Raw genomic sequence first — 17022 nt, forward strand, 5'->3', positions numbered from 1 at the left:
CTAGGTGATCGGTCAATACCGATTTTATTTCGTTTTTGGAGGCATGTATGGCGTCAGATTTGTTGAATGTGGGTACACAAAGTGTGCTTACTGCTCAGCGACAGTTGAATACAACTGGTCATAACATTTCTAATGCTAATACAGAGGGTTACAGCCGTCAGTCTGTTATTCAAGCTTCTAATGACCCGCGCCAGTTTGGTGGTTCGACTTATGGTATGGGCGTGCATGTGGAAAATGTTCGCCGCTCTTGGGATGAGTTTGCCGTTAAAGAGTTGAACCTTTCTACCACAGAGTACGCCAATAAACTTGATAACGAAAAGAACCTTGATTTGCTGTCGGGTATGCTGTCATCCGTATCATCAAAGAAAATCCCAGAAAATTTAAACGAATGGTTCAATGCAGTCAAAACCATGGCTGACACGCCAAATGATATGGGTGCACGAAAAGTGGTGTTGGAAAAAGCGGGTCTGCTTAGTGACACACTTAATGAGTTTCATGAAACCGTTCGTCAGCAATCAGACATTGCCAACAAGTCCTTAGATATGGGGATTGAACGAGTGAACCAACTGGCGATTGAAATTCGTGATATGCATCGTTTGATGATGCGTAATCCTGGTCCACATAATGACTTAATGGACCAACATGAAAAGCTGATCAAAGAGCTGTCGGAATACACCAAGGTCACTGTAACGCCACGCAAGAATGCGGAAGGGTTCAATGTGCACATTGGTAATGGTCATACGTTGGTTTCTGGTACAGAAGCCAGCCAGTTAAAAATGATTGATGGCTCGCCAGATGTTCATCAGCGTCGTCTTGCGATGGCTGAGGGCGGTGGTATTAAGGCGATCAAAGCGGATGACATTGATGGCAAGATTGGTGCCACTCTAAGAATGCGAGATGAGCACATCCCTCAGATTATGGATGAACTAGGACGCCTAGCGACAGCATTCTCTAGTGAAGTGAATCATTTGCAATCGCAAGGTTTAGATCACTACGGCAATGTTGGGGATCCATTGTTTACCGACGTAAACTCAGAGCGATTAGCAACCTCACGCGTGATTACTGGACCACAATCGACAGCAGATATGGCGGTTTATATTGATGATATTAGCGCGCTGAAAGGCGGTGAATATTCATTACGTTACGATGGTGATCGTTATAGCGTGACCAAGCCAAATGGTGAAACAGTCAAAGTGGATACTGATTCATCGGGGAATGCTTTTTATCTCGATGGGATGCGTGTAGAAGTGCGCAATGAGCCTAAAGTGGGTGAGCAAGTGCTTCTTCGTCCTACGCGAAGCGGTGCTGCGCAAATGAAAATAGAAACGACAGATCCAAAGGCGATTGCCGCACAAAGTTACGAAGCGTCCACCACGTTTGCTCAAGGTAAGGCCAAATTTGAGATCATCGATGCTGGTGATTTACGTGAATTTGAAGTTGTTGTGTCTCCAACGGGCGATCAATTTGCCGTTACGGATACTCAAGGGAATGTGGTGTTGGCGCCCCAACCATACCCACCGACGGAGCCAGTTTCCGTGTCACTACCAAGCTCACACCCAAATTATAAAAGTGGTGCTGCAACCGTATTTGAATTGACGGGTGGTGCATTGGCAAACGATAAGTTTACCGCCAACTTAGTCCCATCTGAGGGTGATAACGGTAACTTGCGAAAAATGCTAAACATTCAAACAGATAAAAAGATGAACGGCAACGAGTCAACAATGCTGAGTGTGTACTTTAACCTCAATACTGATGTTGGTTTGAAAGCGTCTACGGCGACCCGTTTGTCTGATGTTGCTCGACTTGAGAATGAAGCCGCGCAAGAGCGTGTTGCGTCGATTTCAGGGGTAAACCTGGATGAGGAAGCGGCAAATATGATGAAGTTTCAGCAAGCCTATATGGCCTCATCACGAGTGATGCAAGCTGCAAACGACACCTTTAATACCATTTTGCAGTTGCGATAAAGGAGGCTGTAGATGTTAACGCGAATTTCTAGCTTCCATAATTACCAATCGGTTCAAAATGACCTGCGTCGTCAAGAAAACAAGGTTCATCATAACCAAGCGCAACTTGCCTCGGGTAAACAGCTGACCAAGCCAAGTGATGATCCGTTAGCGACTCACTACATCCAAAGCATTGGGCAACAAGAAGAACAGTTAAAACAGTACCTAGATGCGATTGTATTAGTCCGTAACCGTTTAGAAAACCAAGAAGTCGTTATTGCTAATGCTGAGCAATTTACCGATGAATCTAAGCGTATTTCGATGGAAATGATTAACGGTGCGTACTCTGCTGAAGATCGCGCGGCGAAAAAGCGTGAACTTGAAGAGTTAGCGAATAACTTTTTGGCGCTGGTGAATACACAGGACGAAACCGGAAATTACGTGTTTGCGGGTACTAAACCAAAAAGTCAGCCATTCTTCCGTGATTATGATGGCACAGTGGTTTACACCGGTGATGACTATCAACGAAAAATGAAAGTTGCGAGTAACATAGAGCTGGGAATTAACTACCCAGGCAATCACTTGTTTACTGAAATACCAAACCCATTTGGTGATTTTGAACCTCAGTATGATTTGAAAGATGGTTCGGAGCTGTTGCTTGCTCAAGCGAACACACGTTCACGTGATGAAGCCAATTATAAGGTCACATTCGTTGATATGAGCAATGGTAAGTTTGGTTATCAGCTAGAGAAAAACGGCGACGTGGTTCAAGTGGATGATTATTCACCTATTGATGGCATTCAATATGAGGGCGTTAATATTCAGCTTAAAGGACAAGTGACGGCTGGAGATAGTATTACGCTTGAGCCAAGAAAAACATTCAGCGTTTTTGATTCGTTTAAAGAAGCCATGACATGGTCAGATAGCTCCGTTTCGGATGCGTCGGCGACGGCAAAATTGCATCAAATGACAGATGAGTTTCAAGCAGCATTCATTCATATGAACAAAGTGCGCACGGATATTGGTGCAAAGTTAAGCACGCTAGATATCCAAGAGCAAAACCATGAAGACTTCAATTTGTCTTTAGCGAAAGCCAAAAGTAACTTTGAAGATTTGGATTACTCAAAAGCCGTGATTGAATTTAGTGAAAACTCTAGAGCGTTACAGGCGTCTCAGCAAGCGTTTGGTAAAACGAAAGATCTTACCTTGTTTAACTATATCTAAATTTAATTATATCTAAGTTTAATTATTTCCAAATTCAATTGTTATAAATTCAAAGACATATATACACAAGTAAAGAGTAACGCTCATTGCGTTAGTACTCTTGATGATTTCGAGTTTTCATTCCATGCCTTATGTGCGATGCCTTAAGTGCGAAGTGATGATTCATCAACAATCGTTGAGTTTTGACGCGGCATGTTTTTACCGAAAGCGGCAATCGGAAAAGTGGCAAATTCAGTGGCAAGAGAAAAAACTGAATCGCGCGCGACGATTTGAGTGTATCTAGCAAGATGAACATCGAATGCAAGGTTTTCTGTTTGTTTTAACTTGTTGTTTTTAGTTGGTTTTACGTTTTTGTTTGGTGGTTTGTATAAACTGGCACGCTAATTGTATTTACCATGTAAGAACCGATTTACTAGATTCTAATTCCTGCATTTAGGCAGAGTTTTAGTAAGAAATTTTCGGCTAGCGCTTATCAAATAGAGTGAAAGCAAGGCTGGCCGCTTCGCATAAGCTTGCGAACTCAACAGGAGAGTAAAATGGCTGTAACAGTTAGTACCAACGTCTCCGCGATGACCGCGCAGCGTTACTTAAATAAGGCGACCAATGAGCTCAATACCTCAATGGAACGTCTATCATCAGGTCACAAAATTAACAGCGCGAAAGACGATGCTGCAGGTCTGCAGATTTCTAACCGTCTAACCGCACAATCTCGTGGTCTTGATGTAGCAATGCGTAACGCGAACGACGGCATCTCAATTGCACAAACTGCTGAAGGTGCGATGAACGAAGCAACCTCAGTGATGCAGCGCATGCGTGACTTGGCACTTCAATCTGCGAATGGTACGAACTCTCCTGCAGAACGCCAAGCGATCAATGAAGAGTCAATGGCTCTGATTGATGAACTCAACCGTATTGCAGAAACGACGTCATTTGGTGGCCGTCGCTTGTTAAATGGCTCATTTGGTGAAGCCGCATTCCAGATTGGCTCCAACTCAGGTGAAGCTATGATCATGGGATTGACCAGCATCCGTGCTGATGACTCTCGTATGGGTGGCACAACATTCCTAAGTGACCTAGGCAAGGGTAAAGATTGGGGTGTGCCTGCAGATAAATCTGATCTTACGATTACTTTGCCAGATATGGGCGAAGATGAAGACGGCAACGTTCAGGATTTGACCATTAACATTAACGCGAAAGCGGGTGATGATATTGAAGAACTGGCGACTTACATTAATGGTCAAAGTGATTTGATCAATGCCTCAGTAAGTGGTGATGGTAAGCTGCAGATTTTTGTTGCAGAACCAAATGTAAAAGGCGCAATTGATATCTCTGGAGGTCTTGCATCTGAGTTAGGTTTCAAAGGTGTACCTATTGATACCACCGTTCAAGATATCGATATGACTACCGTTCAAGGTTCTCAAAATGCGGTTGCGGTTTTGGATTCTGCGCTGAAATATGTGGATTCACAACGTGCAGATCTGGGTGCGAAGCAAAACCGTTTGAGTCATAGCATCAATAACTTGGCAAACATCCAAGAGAACGTTGATGCATCAAATAGCCGAATTAAAGATACTGATTTTGCGAAAGAAACAACGCAAATGACTAAAGCTCAAATATTGCAACAAGCAGGAACGTCGATTCTTGCTCAAGCAAAACAATTGCCAAACTCTGCGATGTCACTATTGCAGTAGTTTACCTAGCCTGCATTCAATTTTTCCAGACGTGGTTAAGAATACAGGCTTATGGCAAGCAACGTTATAATAGAATGTGCGGCTCTCTCATCTCTCACCTGCCAATCATTTTCAATGTAAGGTTGCACTCGGTGTGCCGGAAATGTGTTTATTTCTCTTGATCTCCACATAGGCTCTGGCGACCAACCTAGCCCCAGTTCTCTCAAAGGAAAAGGGGCTTTTTCTTTCCTATCGCTCTACCTAACGATCTAACCTGCAAATTTCATTAATGATGTTCCCTAACTAATGGTTGCTCCAACTAACTGCTGCCTAACTAACTGCGGCTGCTGGTTTTGTTTGTTTTTTGCACAAGCCACCACTTGGCGTACATCTGAGAAACTTGAGCGATTTTTTCTACTTTTCTCCCATTTTTCTAGCTAAATCTCACTAATCCACTTTTTTCGATTTTTTCCTAAAGCTTCTGATATACGAGTCGTTAATAAAAGTAACTTTGAGAGAACTACTTGGTTTTCCGAGACGTCGGAAACCGCTACATCGGAAAATCAATTGGAGAAATCACCATGGCAGTGAATGTAAACACAAACGTATCAGCAATGACCGCTCAGCGTTACCTAAATAGCGCAAACTCAGCACAACAAACGTCAATGGAACGTTTGTCTTCAGGTTCAAAAATCAACAGCGCAAAAGATGACGCTGCGGGTCTTCAAATTTCGAACCGCTTGAACGTGCAAAGTCGTGGTCTTGATGTGGCAGTTCGTAACGCGAACGATGGTATCTCTATTGCACAAACAGCTGAAGGTGCAATGAATGAGACAACCAACATTCTGCAACGCATGCGTGATCTTTCTCTACAATCGGCAAACGGCTCAAACTCAAAAGCAGAGCGTGTTGCGATTCAAGAAGAAGTGACCGCGCTAAACGACGAGCTAAACCGTATCGCTGAAACGACCTCTTTTGGTGGCAACAAGCTACTAAACGGTACGCACGGCTCTAAATCTTTCCAAATCGGTGCAGACAACGGCGAAGCAGTGATGCTTGAGCTAAAAGACATGCGCTCAGACAACAAAATGATGGGTGGCTTGAGCTACCAAGCAGAAAATGGCAAAGACAAAAACTGGAATGTCGCTGAGGGTAAAAACGACCTTAAAATCAGCCTAAAAGACAGTTTTGGTCAAGAGCAAGAAATCAGCATTAACGCGAAAGCGGGCGATGACATCGAAGAGCTAGCAACTTACATCAACGGTCAAACAGACCTAGTAAAAGCATCAGTAGACCAAGATGGTAAACTGCAAATCTTTGCAGGTAACAACAAAGTTGACGGCGAAGTGTCTTTCTCTGGCGGTCTATCTGGTGAGTTGGGCTTCGGTGAAGCGAAGAACGTAACGGTAGATACGATTGACGTAACCTCAGTGGGTGGTGCGCAGGAATCTGTAGCTATCATTGATGCGGCACTAAAATACGTAGACAGCCACCGCGCAGAGCTAGGTGCTTTCCAAAACCGTTTCGATCACGCAATCAACAACCTAGACAACATCAATGAGAACGTGAACGCGTCGAAGAGCCGTATTAAAGATACCGACTTCGCGAAAGAAACGACTCAAATGACCAAGTCACAAATTCTATCGCAAGCGTCAAGCTCAATCCTTGCGCAAGCGAAACAAGCGCCAAACTCAGCGCTAAGTTTGTTAGGTTAAGCCTTAAAGATCATCGACGATATAAAGCGAAGCCAAGCCAAGCACAATGCTTGGCTTTTTTATGCTCTGAATCCTGCACCTTGAAAACACTTGGGTATGTTATCTGAATTGAAACGATGTTTTCATAATCAGGTAGGGTGGCATTTTTTCACTCATAAAAAAAACGCTGCCAATGGCAGCGTTTTTCGTGTTCGACGAAGTAAAAAATTACTTAGTTACACGTAGAACTGGAGTTTCACCAACAGTTACAGAACCAGAAAGCTTGTTCAGCTCTTTGATTTCGTCCATGTTAGAGATAACAACTGGAGTTAGCGTTGACTTCGCTTTCTCTTCTAGAAGAGCAAGATCGAATTCAATTACAGTGTCGCCAGCTTTTACAGTTTGACCTTCTTCAGCGATACGCTTGAAGCCTTCGCCTTTTAGTTCAACAGTATCGATACCGAAGTGAACGAAAAGCTCAACACCGTCGTCAGACTCGATAGAGAACGCGTGGTTCGTTTCGAAGATCTTACCGATAGTACCGTTTACAGGAGCTACCATTTTGTTACCAGCAGGTTTGATAGCAATACCGTCACCAACGATTTTCTCAGCGAAAACAACATCTGGCACATCTTCGATATTCACGATCTCACCAGACAGTGGTGCGATGATTTCGATTGCACCTGCGTCAGCGCTGTCGTCAGATACTAGCTTCTTAAGTTTGTCAAACAGACCCATTGTGTCATGCTCCTAACGTTTTATTTAATTCTGTCGAATTATAGTATACCAATCTTACGAGATAGACGACTTTTTTTAACCGCCTATCTCATTGGAATTCGTTGATTATTGAGTTTTCTCTGCGATGAACTTCTCTACTACTGCTTCGATTTCCGCCGCTGTAGGTAGTGCAAGAGCTTCTTCAGCCATTGCTTTCACTTCTGCAAAGTTAGAGTTACGGATAACTTTCTTCACTGCAGGGATAGAGATACCGCTCATAGAGAACTCATCTAGGCCCATACCTAGAAGTAGAAGCGTTGCACGTTCATCACCTGCAAGCTCACCACACATACCAGTCCACTTACCTTCAGCGTGAGAAGCGTCGATAACTTGCTTGATCACAGTAAGTACTGCCGGTGATAGTGGGTTGTATAGGTGAGAGATCATCTCGTTACCACGGTCAACCGCTAGTGTGTACTGAGTTAGGTCGTTTGTACCGATAGAGAAGAACGCAACTTCTTTCGCTAGGTGGTGTGCGATCGCTGCTGCTGCTGGCGTTTCAACCATGACACCGATTTCGATTTCTTCGTCGAATGCGTGGCCTTCAGCGCGTAGTTCTGCTTTGTACTCTTCGATTGCTTTCTTAAGCTCACGAATTTCTTCAACAGAGATGATCATTGGGAACATGATGCGTAGCTTACCGTGTGCAGATGCACGTAGAATACCACGTAGTTGGTCACGTAGGATTTCACGACGATCCAAGCTGATACGCACTGCACGCCAGCCTAGGAACGGGTTCATCTCTTTTGGAAGATCCATGTATGGTAGATCTTTGTCGCCGCCGATATCCATAGTACGGATGATCACAGCTTGACCGTTCATTGCTTCTGCAACTTCTTTGTAAGCGTGGTATTGCTCTTCTTCAGTCGGAAGTGCATCACGGTCCATAAACAGGAATTCTGTACGGTACAGACCAACGCCTTCACCGCCGTTACGGATGATGCCGTCACAGTCTTTAACCGTACCGATGTTACCGCAAACTTCTACGCGGTGACCGTCAGTTGTTTCTGCGTGTAGGTCTTTTAGCTTCGCTAGCTCTTCTTTTTCAGCAAGGAATGCAGCTTTAACCGCTTTTGCTTCTTCTACTTCTGCATCTGATGGGTTTACAACAATCTTGTTGTTCATCGCATCAAGAATCAGCATGTCGCCGTTCTTAACTTGCTTAGTGATGTCGTTAGTACCAACGATCGCTGGAAGTTCTAGTGAACGAGCCATGATTGAAGTGTGAGAAGTACGACCGCCGATGTCACAAGCAAAACCAAGCACGTAATCTAGGTTGATTTGTGCTGTTTCTGATGGCGTTAGATCGTAAGCTACTAGGATAACTTCTTGATCGATATCGCTTAGCGAAACGATGTTGATGCCTAGTGCATTTTTAACAAAGCGAGAACCGATATCACGGATGTCAGTTGCACGTTCTTTTAGGTATTCGTCATCAAGAGACTCAAGAGCACAAGCTTGCTCTTCGATAACTGTATGGATAGCGTGATCCGCAGTCATCTTGTCATTTTTGATAAGTGCTAGGATTTCCTCTTCTAGCTCTTCATCTTCAAGAAGCATGATGTGACCTTCAAAGATCGCTTCTTTTTCTTCACCGAACGTTTCAAGCGCTTTTTGCTTGATGGTTTCTAGTTGAGCAGAAGATTTGTTACGAGCGTCGAAGAAACGCGCAACTTCAGCTTCTACTTGGTCGTCAGAAATAGTGTTTGTGTTTAGGACAATTTCATCTTCTTGAAGTAGTAGTGCTTTACCGATTGCAATACCAGGAGATGCTAGGATGCCTGAAATCATAGCTTTACCTTAAGTTTGGTCAACTTTATAAAACGGGAGAATAATGGTGCGCTAACAAATAGTCTTAGCTTAATTTTGAGTCTATTTCCAACAAAGCCATTTTGCTTTCACAAAATGGCTTCTGAAAATAGGAGACCGTATTAGTGTAGCTCATCCATTAGAGCAACTAGGTGGTCAACAGCTTGTTGAGCTTGAGGGCCTTCAGCTGAAATAGTAACTAGAGTACCTTTTACTAGGCCTAGTGTTTGTAGCTTGAATAGGCTCTTAGCGCTAGCGCTTTTACCGTTAGAAGTCACAGTGATGTCCGCGTCGAATGCTTTAGCTTCTTTAACGAACTGTGCAGCTGGACGAGTGTGAAGACCGTTTTCTGCTGTGATTTCTACTTGCTTCTCGTACATGTGATATACCCCAATAAATGTATTTTTTTGTTAGTTGTGACTAAGTTTTAGCTTAACCGCTTTATATCTTGTGCGCTAGCACGGGAGAGTTCAAAGCGTTTCAGAACTGATACTAGTCAAAAGTTTGGTGATTACGCAACTGTTTGCGTGCGTGACCACACTGAAACCTTTTTTGTTAGATTCTTTATTTTGAACCTTAAAATAAAACACCCCGATATTACCAAAGGTGAGGCAAGGATCAACAAAAAAGCCCCTGACCGGGGCTTTTTTAAACGAAAAATTGATTTGACCACATATTACTGTTGGTTCTCTTTCTCAGTAAATATGCCTGCAAAAAGCGCGGTACTTAGGTAACGTTCACCAGAACTTGGAAGCACGGTGACAATTGTTTTTCCTGCAAATTCAGGTAGTTCCGCGAGGCGATTTGCGGCAACGACAGCTGCACCAGAGGAGATGCCTGCAAGGATGCCTTCTTCTTCCATTAGACGTCGAGCCATCTCAATGGCTTCTTCTGAAGTCACTTGCTCTACACGGTCGATAAGCTCTAAATCTAAGTTACCAGGGATGAAGCCGGCACCGATACCTTGGATTTTGTGTGGTGCTGGTTGGATTTCTTCACCTGCTAGTGCTTGCGCAATAACTGGAGATTCTGCTGGCTCTACCGCAACAGAGGTAATCGCTTTGCCTTTTTCGCCTTTGATGTAACGGCTTGTACCAGTGATAGTACCGCCTGTACCTACACCTGCGACAAATACGTCGATTTCACCATCGGTTGCTTCCCAAATTTCAGGCCCCGTCGTTTTTTCATGAATTTCTGGGTTCGCTGGGTTGTTGAATTGCTGAAGAAGCAGATATTTTTCAGGGTTGCTTGCGACAATTTCTTCCGCTTTTTCAATCGCACCTTTCATACCTTTTGCGGCTTCAGTAAGTTCAAGGTTTGCACCTAGTGCTTTCAGAAGTTTACGACGCTCAAGGCTCATGGACTCAGGCATCGTCAGTGTTAGTTTATAACCGCGAGCTGCTGCTACGAATGCAAGTGCAACACCTGTGTTACCACTGGTCGGTTCAACGAGCTCTACACCTGGCTTAAGTGTGCCAGCCTTTTCTGCTTCCCAAATCATGTTCGCACCGATGCGGCACTTAACGCTGAAGCTAGGGTTACGTGCTTCGATTTTTGCGAGAACTTTACCTTTGCTCACTTTGTTTAGGCGAACGAGAGGGGTATTACCAATAGTAAGAGAGTTGTCTTCGTAGATCTTGCTCATAGTGATGTTCCTTCATTACACGATTTGTGAATATGATTAGAAGAATATGCCGTATGAAAACATGGGAAAAGGATTAAAAAGTTATATCTTATGAGGTTGGTCGAGAAACATACAAAATAACGGGGGAGTGCATTATCACTCCCCGTATTTTTAGAAAAACTGTCTATCGCTGATGTTTAAACTCAGCCACCCACATCGCTGTTGCACCACAGACAGCCACAGGCATAACAATGAGGTTAAGAATAGGAATGGTGGTAAATATCGAGACCAATACACCGAATCCATAGGCTTTGCCTTGTTTCTGTTTCAATTTGTAACGCATATCATTAAATGAAACTTTGTGATTATCGAATGGGTAATCGCAGTATTGAATAGCTAACATCCAAGCCGTGAAAATAAACCACAAGAATGGGCCGACTGTCTGACCTAGTGCAGGGATCAGTAATAGCAAAAACAGACCAATTGCTTTTGGTAATACATAAAGTAGTTTGCGCCATTCACGGGCCATCACGCGAGGTACATCCTTGATGAGTGCTGCAAAGCCGTCGTCATTGACTTTTTGTCCTGTGAGGGACTCTTCTACTTTCTCTGCCAACAACCCATTAAAAGGCGCGGCAATGAAGTTTGCTAATGTACTGAAAAAGTACGAGAAAGTGGCAAGAATAGTCAGTACCAAAATCGGCCACAAGAGATAAGTTAACCAAGATAAGAATTCTGGTAGTTGTCCGACCCAACCATCAATCCACACGTCGAGATGCGAGAATAGGTAGAAGATCGCACCACCCACGAGCAAAATATTGGCTAATAGGGGCAACATGACAAAGCGTCGGATCTCTGGTGAGAGTGCAATCTGTATTCCATACAGAAAATAACCGAACCCGGTTCTTGATTGATTGTTTAGAGTCATATTGGTTTTGTTCTTTGTAAGTGAAAATTCATTGTACTTAAGCCAGTAATTCTTTCAATGCTCTAACAAAAGATGCCTTGTAAAGTGGAATCGTGGCAAGAATCACAACAAAAAATGGAACTTCTTGCATTAAGTTGTTCTAAACCTACATATAGTTTTGGTAAAGTAAAAGCATCATTCGGATTTATTACACTTGAGTGACCACTTGAGGATGTATAAGTGGTTAGAACAAGTAGATTGAGAGTAAATAATGCAGGAATTGCGATTCGTACTCATTGTTGTTGGCGCACTAGCCATCGCCGCATTGCTATTTCATGGCTTGTGGACAAGCAAGAAAGAAGGCAAAGCAAAATTTGGTAACAAGCCATTAGGCAAGTTGGACGTTGACCAGATTGATAAGGAAGAGCAAGAGCGTGATTTTGCTCGTGGTCCAGAAGACGATTTTGAAATCATTCGCAAAGACCGTAAAGAACCAGATTTTGGTGTTGATAACGACAATGTATTCGACAATAAGTTCGTTGCTGACCCGCTTATTGACGATGTTCTTGAGGCAAAAGAGAAACCTCGAGAAGAAGAAGCCATTCCAGCATTCATCGCAACAAAATCGGTTGATGATGTAGAGCCGTTAATTGCAGAACCGTTAGCTTCAGAACCATTGATGACCGAGCCTGTTAAACCTTTTGTCGAAGATGAAAAAGTTGAGCCGGTGTTTGCCACGCGCGAAACGGTAGAGGTGCCGGAGATTAAAGAGTCACCGGGAAGTATCGAAACGCCAGCTGCTGTAGCATCAGTTGAAGCGGTTGAAGAGCCTAAGCCGGAGCCGGAAATGCAAGTGATTGTATTGAACGTGCATTGTGCCGGTGAGGAAGCATTTGTTGGCACGAAGCTTTTTGACAGTATGCAGCAAAATGGACTGATCTATGGTGAAATGAACATTTTCCATCGCCATGAAGATTGGGAGGGGAATGGAAAAGTTCTCTTTAGTGTGGCGAATATGATGCACCCAGGTACATTGGAACACGATGACCCTGCAGACTTTTCTACAAAAGGCATTTCATTCTTTATGACTCTGCCATGTTACGGCCAAGCAGAGCAGAATTTTAACCTCATGCTGCGCATTGCCCAGCAGATAGCTGATGATATGGGCGGTAACGTGCTTGATGATCAGCGAAACTTGATGACACCAGATCGATTGGCATTATATCGTCGTCAAATTGTTGAGTTTAACGCCGCTAAGGCATAACCTTAACACCAAATAATGATAGGGCTCCGTTAGGGGCCCTTTTTCTTAGATTAACATCCTCATTGATGACCATACACAGGGCTTTAATATGTCTGAATCAGTACTTCAGCGACTAGAAGAGCTAAAAGAGTCGCTGCACTACCACGCAGTTCGTTATTACGTGGAAGATAACCCAGAGATCCCAGATGCTGAATACGATCGTATGATGCGCGAACTATTGGATATTGAAGCTGAACATCCAGAATTGATTAGCGTGGATTCTCCTAGCCAGCGTGTCGGTGGAAAGCCGTTGTCTGAGTTCAGTCAAGTGACCCACGAAGTGCCAATGCTGTCGTTGGACAATGCCTTTGATGATGAAGAGTTGAATGGTTTTCAGAAGCGAGCGCAAGATCGAGTCGTTGGACAAACTATTAAACAATATTGCTGCGAACCCAAGTTGGATGGTCTTGCTGTTAGCTTGTTGTATGAAAATGGTGTACTTGTTCAGGCAGCAACACGTGGTGACGGTACTACAGGGGAGAACATCACGGAGAACGTTCGAACCATCAGTGCTATTCCGTTAAAACTGCAAGGTAATGATTGGCCAACGCGTTTGGAAGTTCGTGGTGAAGTATTTATGCCAAAAGCGGGGTTTGAAAAGCTTAACGAGATAGCCCGTAAGAAAGGCGAAAAAGTCTTTGTTAACCCTCGTAATGCAGCAGCAGGCAGCCTACGTCAATTAGATTCGCGGATTACCGCTTCGCGCCCACTGAGCTTTTATGCATACAGCGTAGGTGTGGTAGAGGGCGCGACGCTTGCAACTAGCCACTATGAGCGTTTTCTACAAATCAAATCTTGGGGCTTGCCAATGTGCCCAGAAACCAAGCGCGTAGATAGCTTGGAAGAAGTAAAAGCGTACTATCAAGACATTCTTGCGCGTCGTGAAGCGTTGGCGTATGAAATTGATGGCGTAGTGATCAAAGTTGATGATATTGCCATTCAAGAGCGTCTTGGTTTTGTTGCCCGTGCCCCACGCTGGGCTATTGCTTACAAATTCCCAGCTCAAGAAGAAATCACAACACTGAATGAGGTTGAATTTCAGGTTGGGCGTACTGGTGCGATCACGCCAGTAGCGAAACTCGAACCCGTATTTGTTGGCGGCGTAACGGTCAGCAATGCAACGTTACACAATGCTGATGAAATTGCGCGCCTGCAAGTGATGGTGGGTGACCAAGTGGTGATCCGTCGAGCTGGTGATGTGATTCCACAAGTCGTGTCAGTCATTAAAGAACGTCGGCCTGACAACGCCCGCGAAATTATTTTCCCAAGTCTTTGTCCTGTTTGTGGTTCGCATGTAGAGCGTATCGAGGGTGAAGCAGTAACACGTTGTACCGGTGGCTTGGTGTGTCAGGCTCAACGTAAAGAAGCGTTAAAACACTTTGTGTCTCGTAAGGCTTTAGACGTAGATGGGTTAGGTGAGAAAGTCATAGAGCAGTTAGTCGATCGCGAAATGGTGGAAACACCTGCAGACCTGTTTAAACTGTCTGCGGGCGTACTAACGGTTTTAGAGCGAATGGGGCCAAAGTCTGCGACCAACATCGTCAATGCGCTTGAAAAGTCAAAGCTGACGACTCTGCCACGCTTTTTATACTCACTAGGTATTCGTGAAGTAGGGGAAGCAACGGCAGCAAATTTAGCTCAGCACTTTAAGAAACTCGATGTCATTCAACAAGCAACAGAAGAACAGCTTATTGAAGTGCAAGACATCGGTGTGGTTGTGGCAAAGCACATTACGACTTTCTTCGGTGAAGAGAAAAACCAAGCAGTGGTGAGCGACCTATTGTCCCAAGGTATTCATTGGCCAGAAATCTCGGCTCCTCAAGCGGGGATCGAACTGCCATTGGAGGGCAAAACGGTTGTGTTGACGGGCACGCTTTCTCAGCTTGGCCGTAGCGAAGCAAAAGAGGCATTGCAAAACTTAGGCGCGAAAGTGACAGGTAGCGTCTCGAAAAAAACGGATATTCTGTTTGCTGGTGAGAATGCCGGTTCGAAACTTGCGAAAGCTCAAGAGTTGGGGATTGAGATTCAAACGGAACAAGACTTGCTCAATTTGATGAAATAACCCATAAATTCGATTTCTAAATCGTCATTAAAGCCCCACGTGCTAGTCACTTGGGGCTTTTTATTTGCGATTAAAAAGTCCCCATTTTTACATCAAAAAATTTGTTAATTTCTTTTCAGTGATCAGGATCTCTCAATCAATTATTGTTAACTCTGAAATATCACTCTGCGATCAGCTTCAAAATTAACATGCCTGCTTGTATTTAAGTATTTGATTTAAATGAATTTTGATTTTTATGTGAATCAAATATTAAAAATAAGATCTAGATCAACAAGTTATATGGAACTTTGGCGTGGCTCATATTTTTTTAGAAAAAAAATAAGTTCCATTTGGATGTTTTTAGTTACGAAGTTAGTCTTAGACACATGGATACACGGTGTGTATGCAGGAACTAAAAATAGAACCGATTTAGAAATGATGAGGTTCACACAGGAATTTACTTCTCCCCTTCGGCGGCCAACTAAAGGTGAGAAAGAAAAATACAGCTATATCCATTTTTAGGAGTTTTTCCATGGACAAATTTTTTAAAGTATCTGCTATTACTGCTGCAATGATGGGCGCAGTTGCCACTGCTCCAGCAATGGCAGAAGACCCAGTGGGTCCTGCTTATGCAGCAGAAGTGTCAGAGTTTTTCTCTGAGTCTACAATCAGCGGTAACCTTAACTTTTGGATGCGTTCTCGTGATCGTGGCAATGTTGATGCAAATGGTAATGACACTTCAAAGGTAACAAACTTAGATCACGGTTCTATTTTTGCGAACCTTGGTTTTAATTCTGGTTACGTTGGTGATGTTGCAGGTCTTGATGTTGTTATCTACAGCACATTTGATATGTGGCAAAACGGAAGCCCAGACCACGAGATGAACTTTTGGGATGTAAGCTCTCCATACGGTGACGGTGTTGTAGGTGAATGTAAGGAACTACAAGAAGATCCTAAAAACCCTGGTCAAGTAATCGAAGTAAACTCAAAGTGGAACAAAAACTGTTCTGACAACGGTGTTTCATTCGCGACTGTAGCGGCTAAGTTCAAGTTCGGTGAATCAGGTACTGCTAAATTGGGTTACTTCCAACCATCGGTTCCTAGCTCGTTGGGCGTTAACTGGTCATTCGCACCTGGTACTTACCTAGGTGGTGAAATCGGCGGTAACATCGGTGGCTTTGATTTAGGTTTGGTTGTTGCGACAGAATATAAAGCTCCTTGGTTCAAAGAAACTTACGAGTTCCAAACTACGAAAGGTGAAGACGCAGGTACTCTATACTCTGTTGGTGGTCGCTACACTCTAGATAACGGCATTTCTCTAGATGCAGCGTACGGTGGTCTTTCTGATGGTGACCGTTGGAACGCTCACTTCAAAGTTAAAGGTACAACCGAGGGTGGCCTATACTGGTCTCCACAACTATACATTGTTGATGACAGCGAACAGTACGATAGCACAGCATTCCAGCTAGCTCTTTTAACAAGCTTCTCTTCTGGTCAGTACTCATACCGTGCTGAAGCAACGTACACGGGCGCAGATTCAGGTGACCCGAAAGTGGTTGGTAACATGTCTTACCGCCTAACTAGCCAATACGGCGGCTCAAACGGTGCTTACGAAATCTGGTGGAACAACCGTTCAGACTTTAACCATGATGAAGAACTAGCGGTATTTGGTTCTGTATCTCGCGATTTCTCTGACATCGGTGGCAAAGGCTTTAGCGCAGGTCTAAGTGCTGCATACGGCTTCGGCTCATCTGCACAAGGTTACGATGATCTATCAGAATACGCATACAGCCTATTTGCAAACTACGCAATCCAAGCTGGTGCTCTAGAAGATGCTAACATTAGCTTCTACTACACTAACTACTACAACGACACAAATGCTCCAAACTGGACTGGTTACACTAACTTGTTCCAAGACGAGGAAGATTTCAAGTTAATCCTTGCTATTCCTTTCTCAGTTAAATAATTGAACTGAAAGCGTAAAATAGTGTCTAAAAAGCTGAGCAATCGCTCAGCTTTTTTTATTTTCA

At 43.8% G+C, this 17022-nt stretch carries 12 protein-coding genes; 7 read left to right on the plus strand and 5 right to left on the minus strand.

Features of this window, described 5'->3' with window-relative positions; translation table 11 throughout:
* Window positions 1–47 precede the first annotated feature (47 nt).
* From flgK to VA249_RS03740, 4 genes are all read left to right on the plus strand, one after another.
* Window positions 48–1964, plus strand: a complete 1917-nt coding sequence (flgK, locus tag VA249_RS03725; protein WP_221068983.1) for a flagellar hook-associated protein FlgK — start codon at window positions 48–50, stop codon at window positions 1962–1964.
* Between the two features lie 12 nt (window positions 1965–1976).
* Window positions 1977–3167, plus strand: coding sequence for a flagellar hook-associated protein FlgL (gene flgL, locus VA249_RS03730; RefSeq protein WP_211919824.1), 1191 nt, complete (start codon window positions 1977–1979; stop codon window positions 3165–3167).
* Window positions 3168–3703: 536 nt separating this feature from the next.
* Complete coding sequence (locus VA249_RS03735; protein ID WP_211919823.1) at window positions 3704–4858, plus strand: flagellin; 1155 nt, start codon at window positions 3704–3706, stop codon at window positions 4856–4858.
* A 560-nt stretch (window positions 4859–5418) separates the two neighbouring features.
* Window positions 5419–6552, plus strand: a complete 1134-nt coding sequence (locus VA249_RS03740; RefSeq protein ID WP_128810423.1) for a flagellin — start codon at window positions 5419–5421, stop codon at window positions 6550–6552.
* A gap of 207 nt (window positions 6553–6759) precedes the next feature.
* On the opposite strand, the gene crr is transcribed toward VA249_RS03740, so the two are convergent.
* The 5 genes from crr to cysZ all read right to left on the minus strand — a co-directional run bounded on the left by crr (window position 6760) and on the right by cysZ (window position 11669).
* Window positions 6760–7269, minus strand: coding sequence for a PTS glucose transporter subunit IIA (gene crr / locus VA249_RS03745; RefSeq protein ID WP_005425608.1), 510 nt, complete (start codon window positions 7267–7269; stop codon window positions 6760–6762).
* Window positions 7270–7374: 105 nt separating this feature from the next.
* Window positions 7375–9099 carry a phosphoenolpyruvate-protein phosphotransferase PtsI gene (gene ptsI, locus VA249_RS03750; protein WP_221068984.1) on the minus strand — a complete coding sequence of 575 codons (1725 nt, stop codon included), beginning with the start codon at window positions 9097–9099 and terminating at the stop codon, window positions 7375–7377.
* Between the two features lie 140 nt (window positions 9100–9239).
* Window positions 9240–9497 carry an HPr family phosphocarrier protein gene (locus VA249_RS03755; RefSeq protein WP_099079289.1) on the minus strand — a complete coding sequence of 86 codons (258 nt, stop codon included), beginning with the start codon at window positions 9495–9497 and terminating at the stop codon, window positions 9240–9242.
* 296 nt (window positions 9498–9793) lie between these two features.
* Entirely contained in the window at window positions 9794–10762 is a 969-nt protein-coding gene (gene cysK / locus VA249_RS03760; RefSeq protein WP_221068986.1) for a cysteine synthase A, read from the minus strand.
* A gap of 163 nt (window positions 10763–10925) precedes the next feature.
* Complete coding sequence (cysZ, locus tag VA249_RS03765) at window positions 10926–11669, minus strand: sulfate transporter CysZ (RefSeq protein WP_221068995.1); 744 nt, start codon at window positions 11667–11669, stop codon at window positions 10926–10928.
* 250 nt (window positions 11670–11919) lie between these two features.
* Here cysZ and zipA point away from each other — a divergent pair, with 250 nt between their 5' ends.
* The 3 genes from zipA to VA249_RS03780 all read left to right on the plus strand — a co-directional run bounded on the left by zipA (window position 11920) and on the right by VA249_RS03780 (window position 16958).
* Window positions 11920–12912: a cell division protein ZipA gene (gene zipA, locus VA249_RS03770; RefSeq protein ID WP_221068997.1), complete on the plus strand. Its 993-nt coding sequence runs from the start codon at window positions 11920–11922 to the stop codon at window positions 12910–12912.
* An 88-nt stretch (window positions 12913–13000) separates the two neighbouring features.
* Entirely contained in the window at window positions 13001–15013 is a 2013-nt protein-coding gene (gene ligA, locus VA249_RS03775; RefSeq protein WP_221068999.1) for an NAD-dependent DNA ligase LigA, read from the plus strand.
* Window positions 15014–15524: 511 nt separating this feature from the next.
* Complete coding sequence (locus VA249_RS03780; protein ID WP_221069001.1) at window positions 15525–16958, plus strand: multidrug transporter; 1434 nt, start codon at window positions 15525–15527, stop codon at window positions 16956–16958.
* Window positions 16959–17022 lie beyond the last annotated feature (64 nt).

The organism is Vibrio alfacsensis (genome assembly GCF_019670485.1).
Taxonomy (GTDB): domain Bacteria; phylum Pseudomonadota; class Gammaproteobacteria; order Enterobacterales; family Vibrionaceae; genus Vibrio; species Vibrio alfacsensis.

Coding starts and splice junctions, on each gene's coding strand:
- flgK (WP_221068983.1), top strand. CDS start 48: ATGGCGTCAGATTTGTTGAATGTGGGTACACAAAGTGTGCTTACTGCT.
- flgL (WP_211919824.1), top strand. CDS start 1,977: ATGTTAACGCGAATTTCTAGCTTCCATAATTACCAATCGGTTCAAAAT.
- VA249_RS03735 (WP_211919823.1), top strand. CDS start 3,704: ATGGCTGTAACAGTTAGTACCAACGTCTCCGCGATGACCGCGCAGCGT.
- VA249_RS03740 (WP_128810423.1), top strand. CDS start 5,419: ATGGCAGTGAATGTAAACACAAACGTATCAGCAATGACCGCTCAGCGT.
- crr (WP_005425608.1), bottom strand. CDS start 7,269: ATGGGTCTGTTTGACAAACTTAAGAAGCTAGTATCTGACGACAGCGCT.
- ptsI (WP_221068984.1), bottom strand. CDS start 9,099: ATGATTTCAGGCATCCTAGCATCTCCTGGTATTGCAATCGGTAAAGCA.
- VA249_RS03755 (WP_099079289.1), bottom strand. CDS start 9,497: ATGTACGAGAAGCAAGTAGAAATCACAGCAGAAAACGGTCTTCACACT.
- cysK (WP_221068986.1), bottom strand. CDS start 10,762: ATGAGCAAGATCTACGAAGACAACTCTCTTACTATTGGTAATACCCCT.
- cysZ (WP_221068995.1), bottom strand. CDS start 11,669: ATGACTCTAAACAATCAATCAAGAACCGGGTTCGGTTATTTTCTGTAT.
- zipA (WP_221068997.1), top strand. CDS start 11,920: ATGCAGGAATTGCGATTCGTACTCATTGTTGTTGGCGCACTAGCCATC.
- ligA (WP_221068999.1), top strand. CDS start 13,001: ATGTCTGAATCAGTACTTCAGCGACTAGAAGAGCTAAAAGAGTCGCTG.
- VA249_RS03780 (WP_221069001.1), top strand. CDS start 15,525: ATGGACAAATTTTTTAAAGTATCTGCTATTACTGCTGCAATGATGGGC.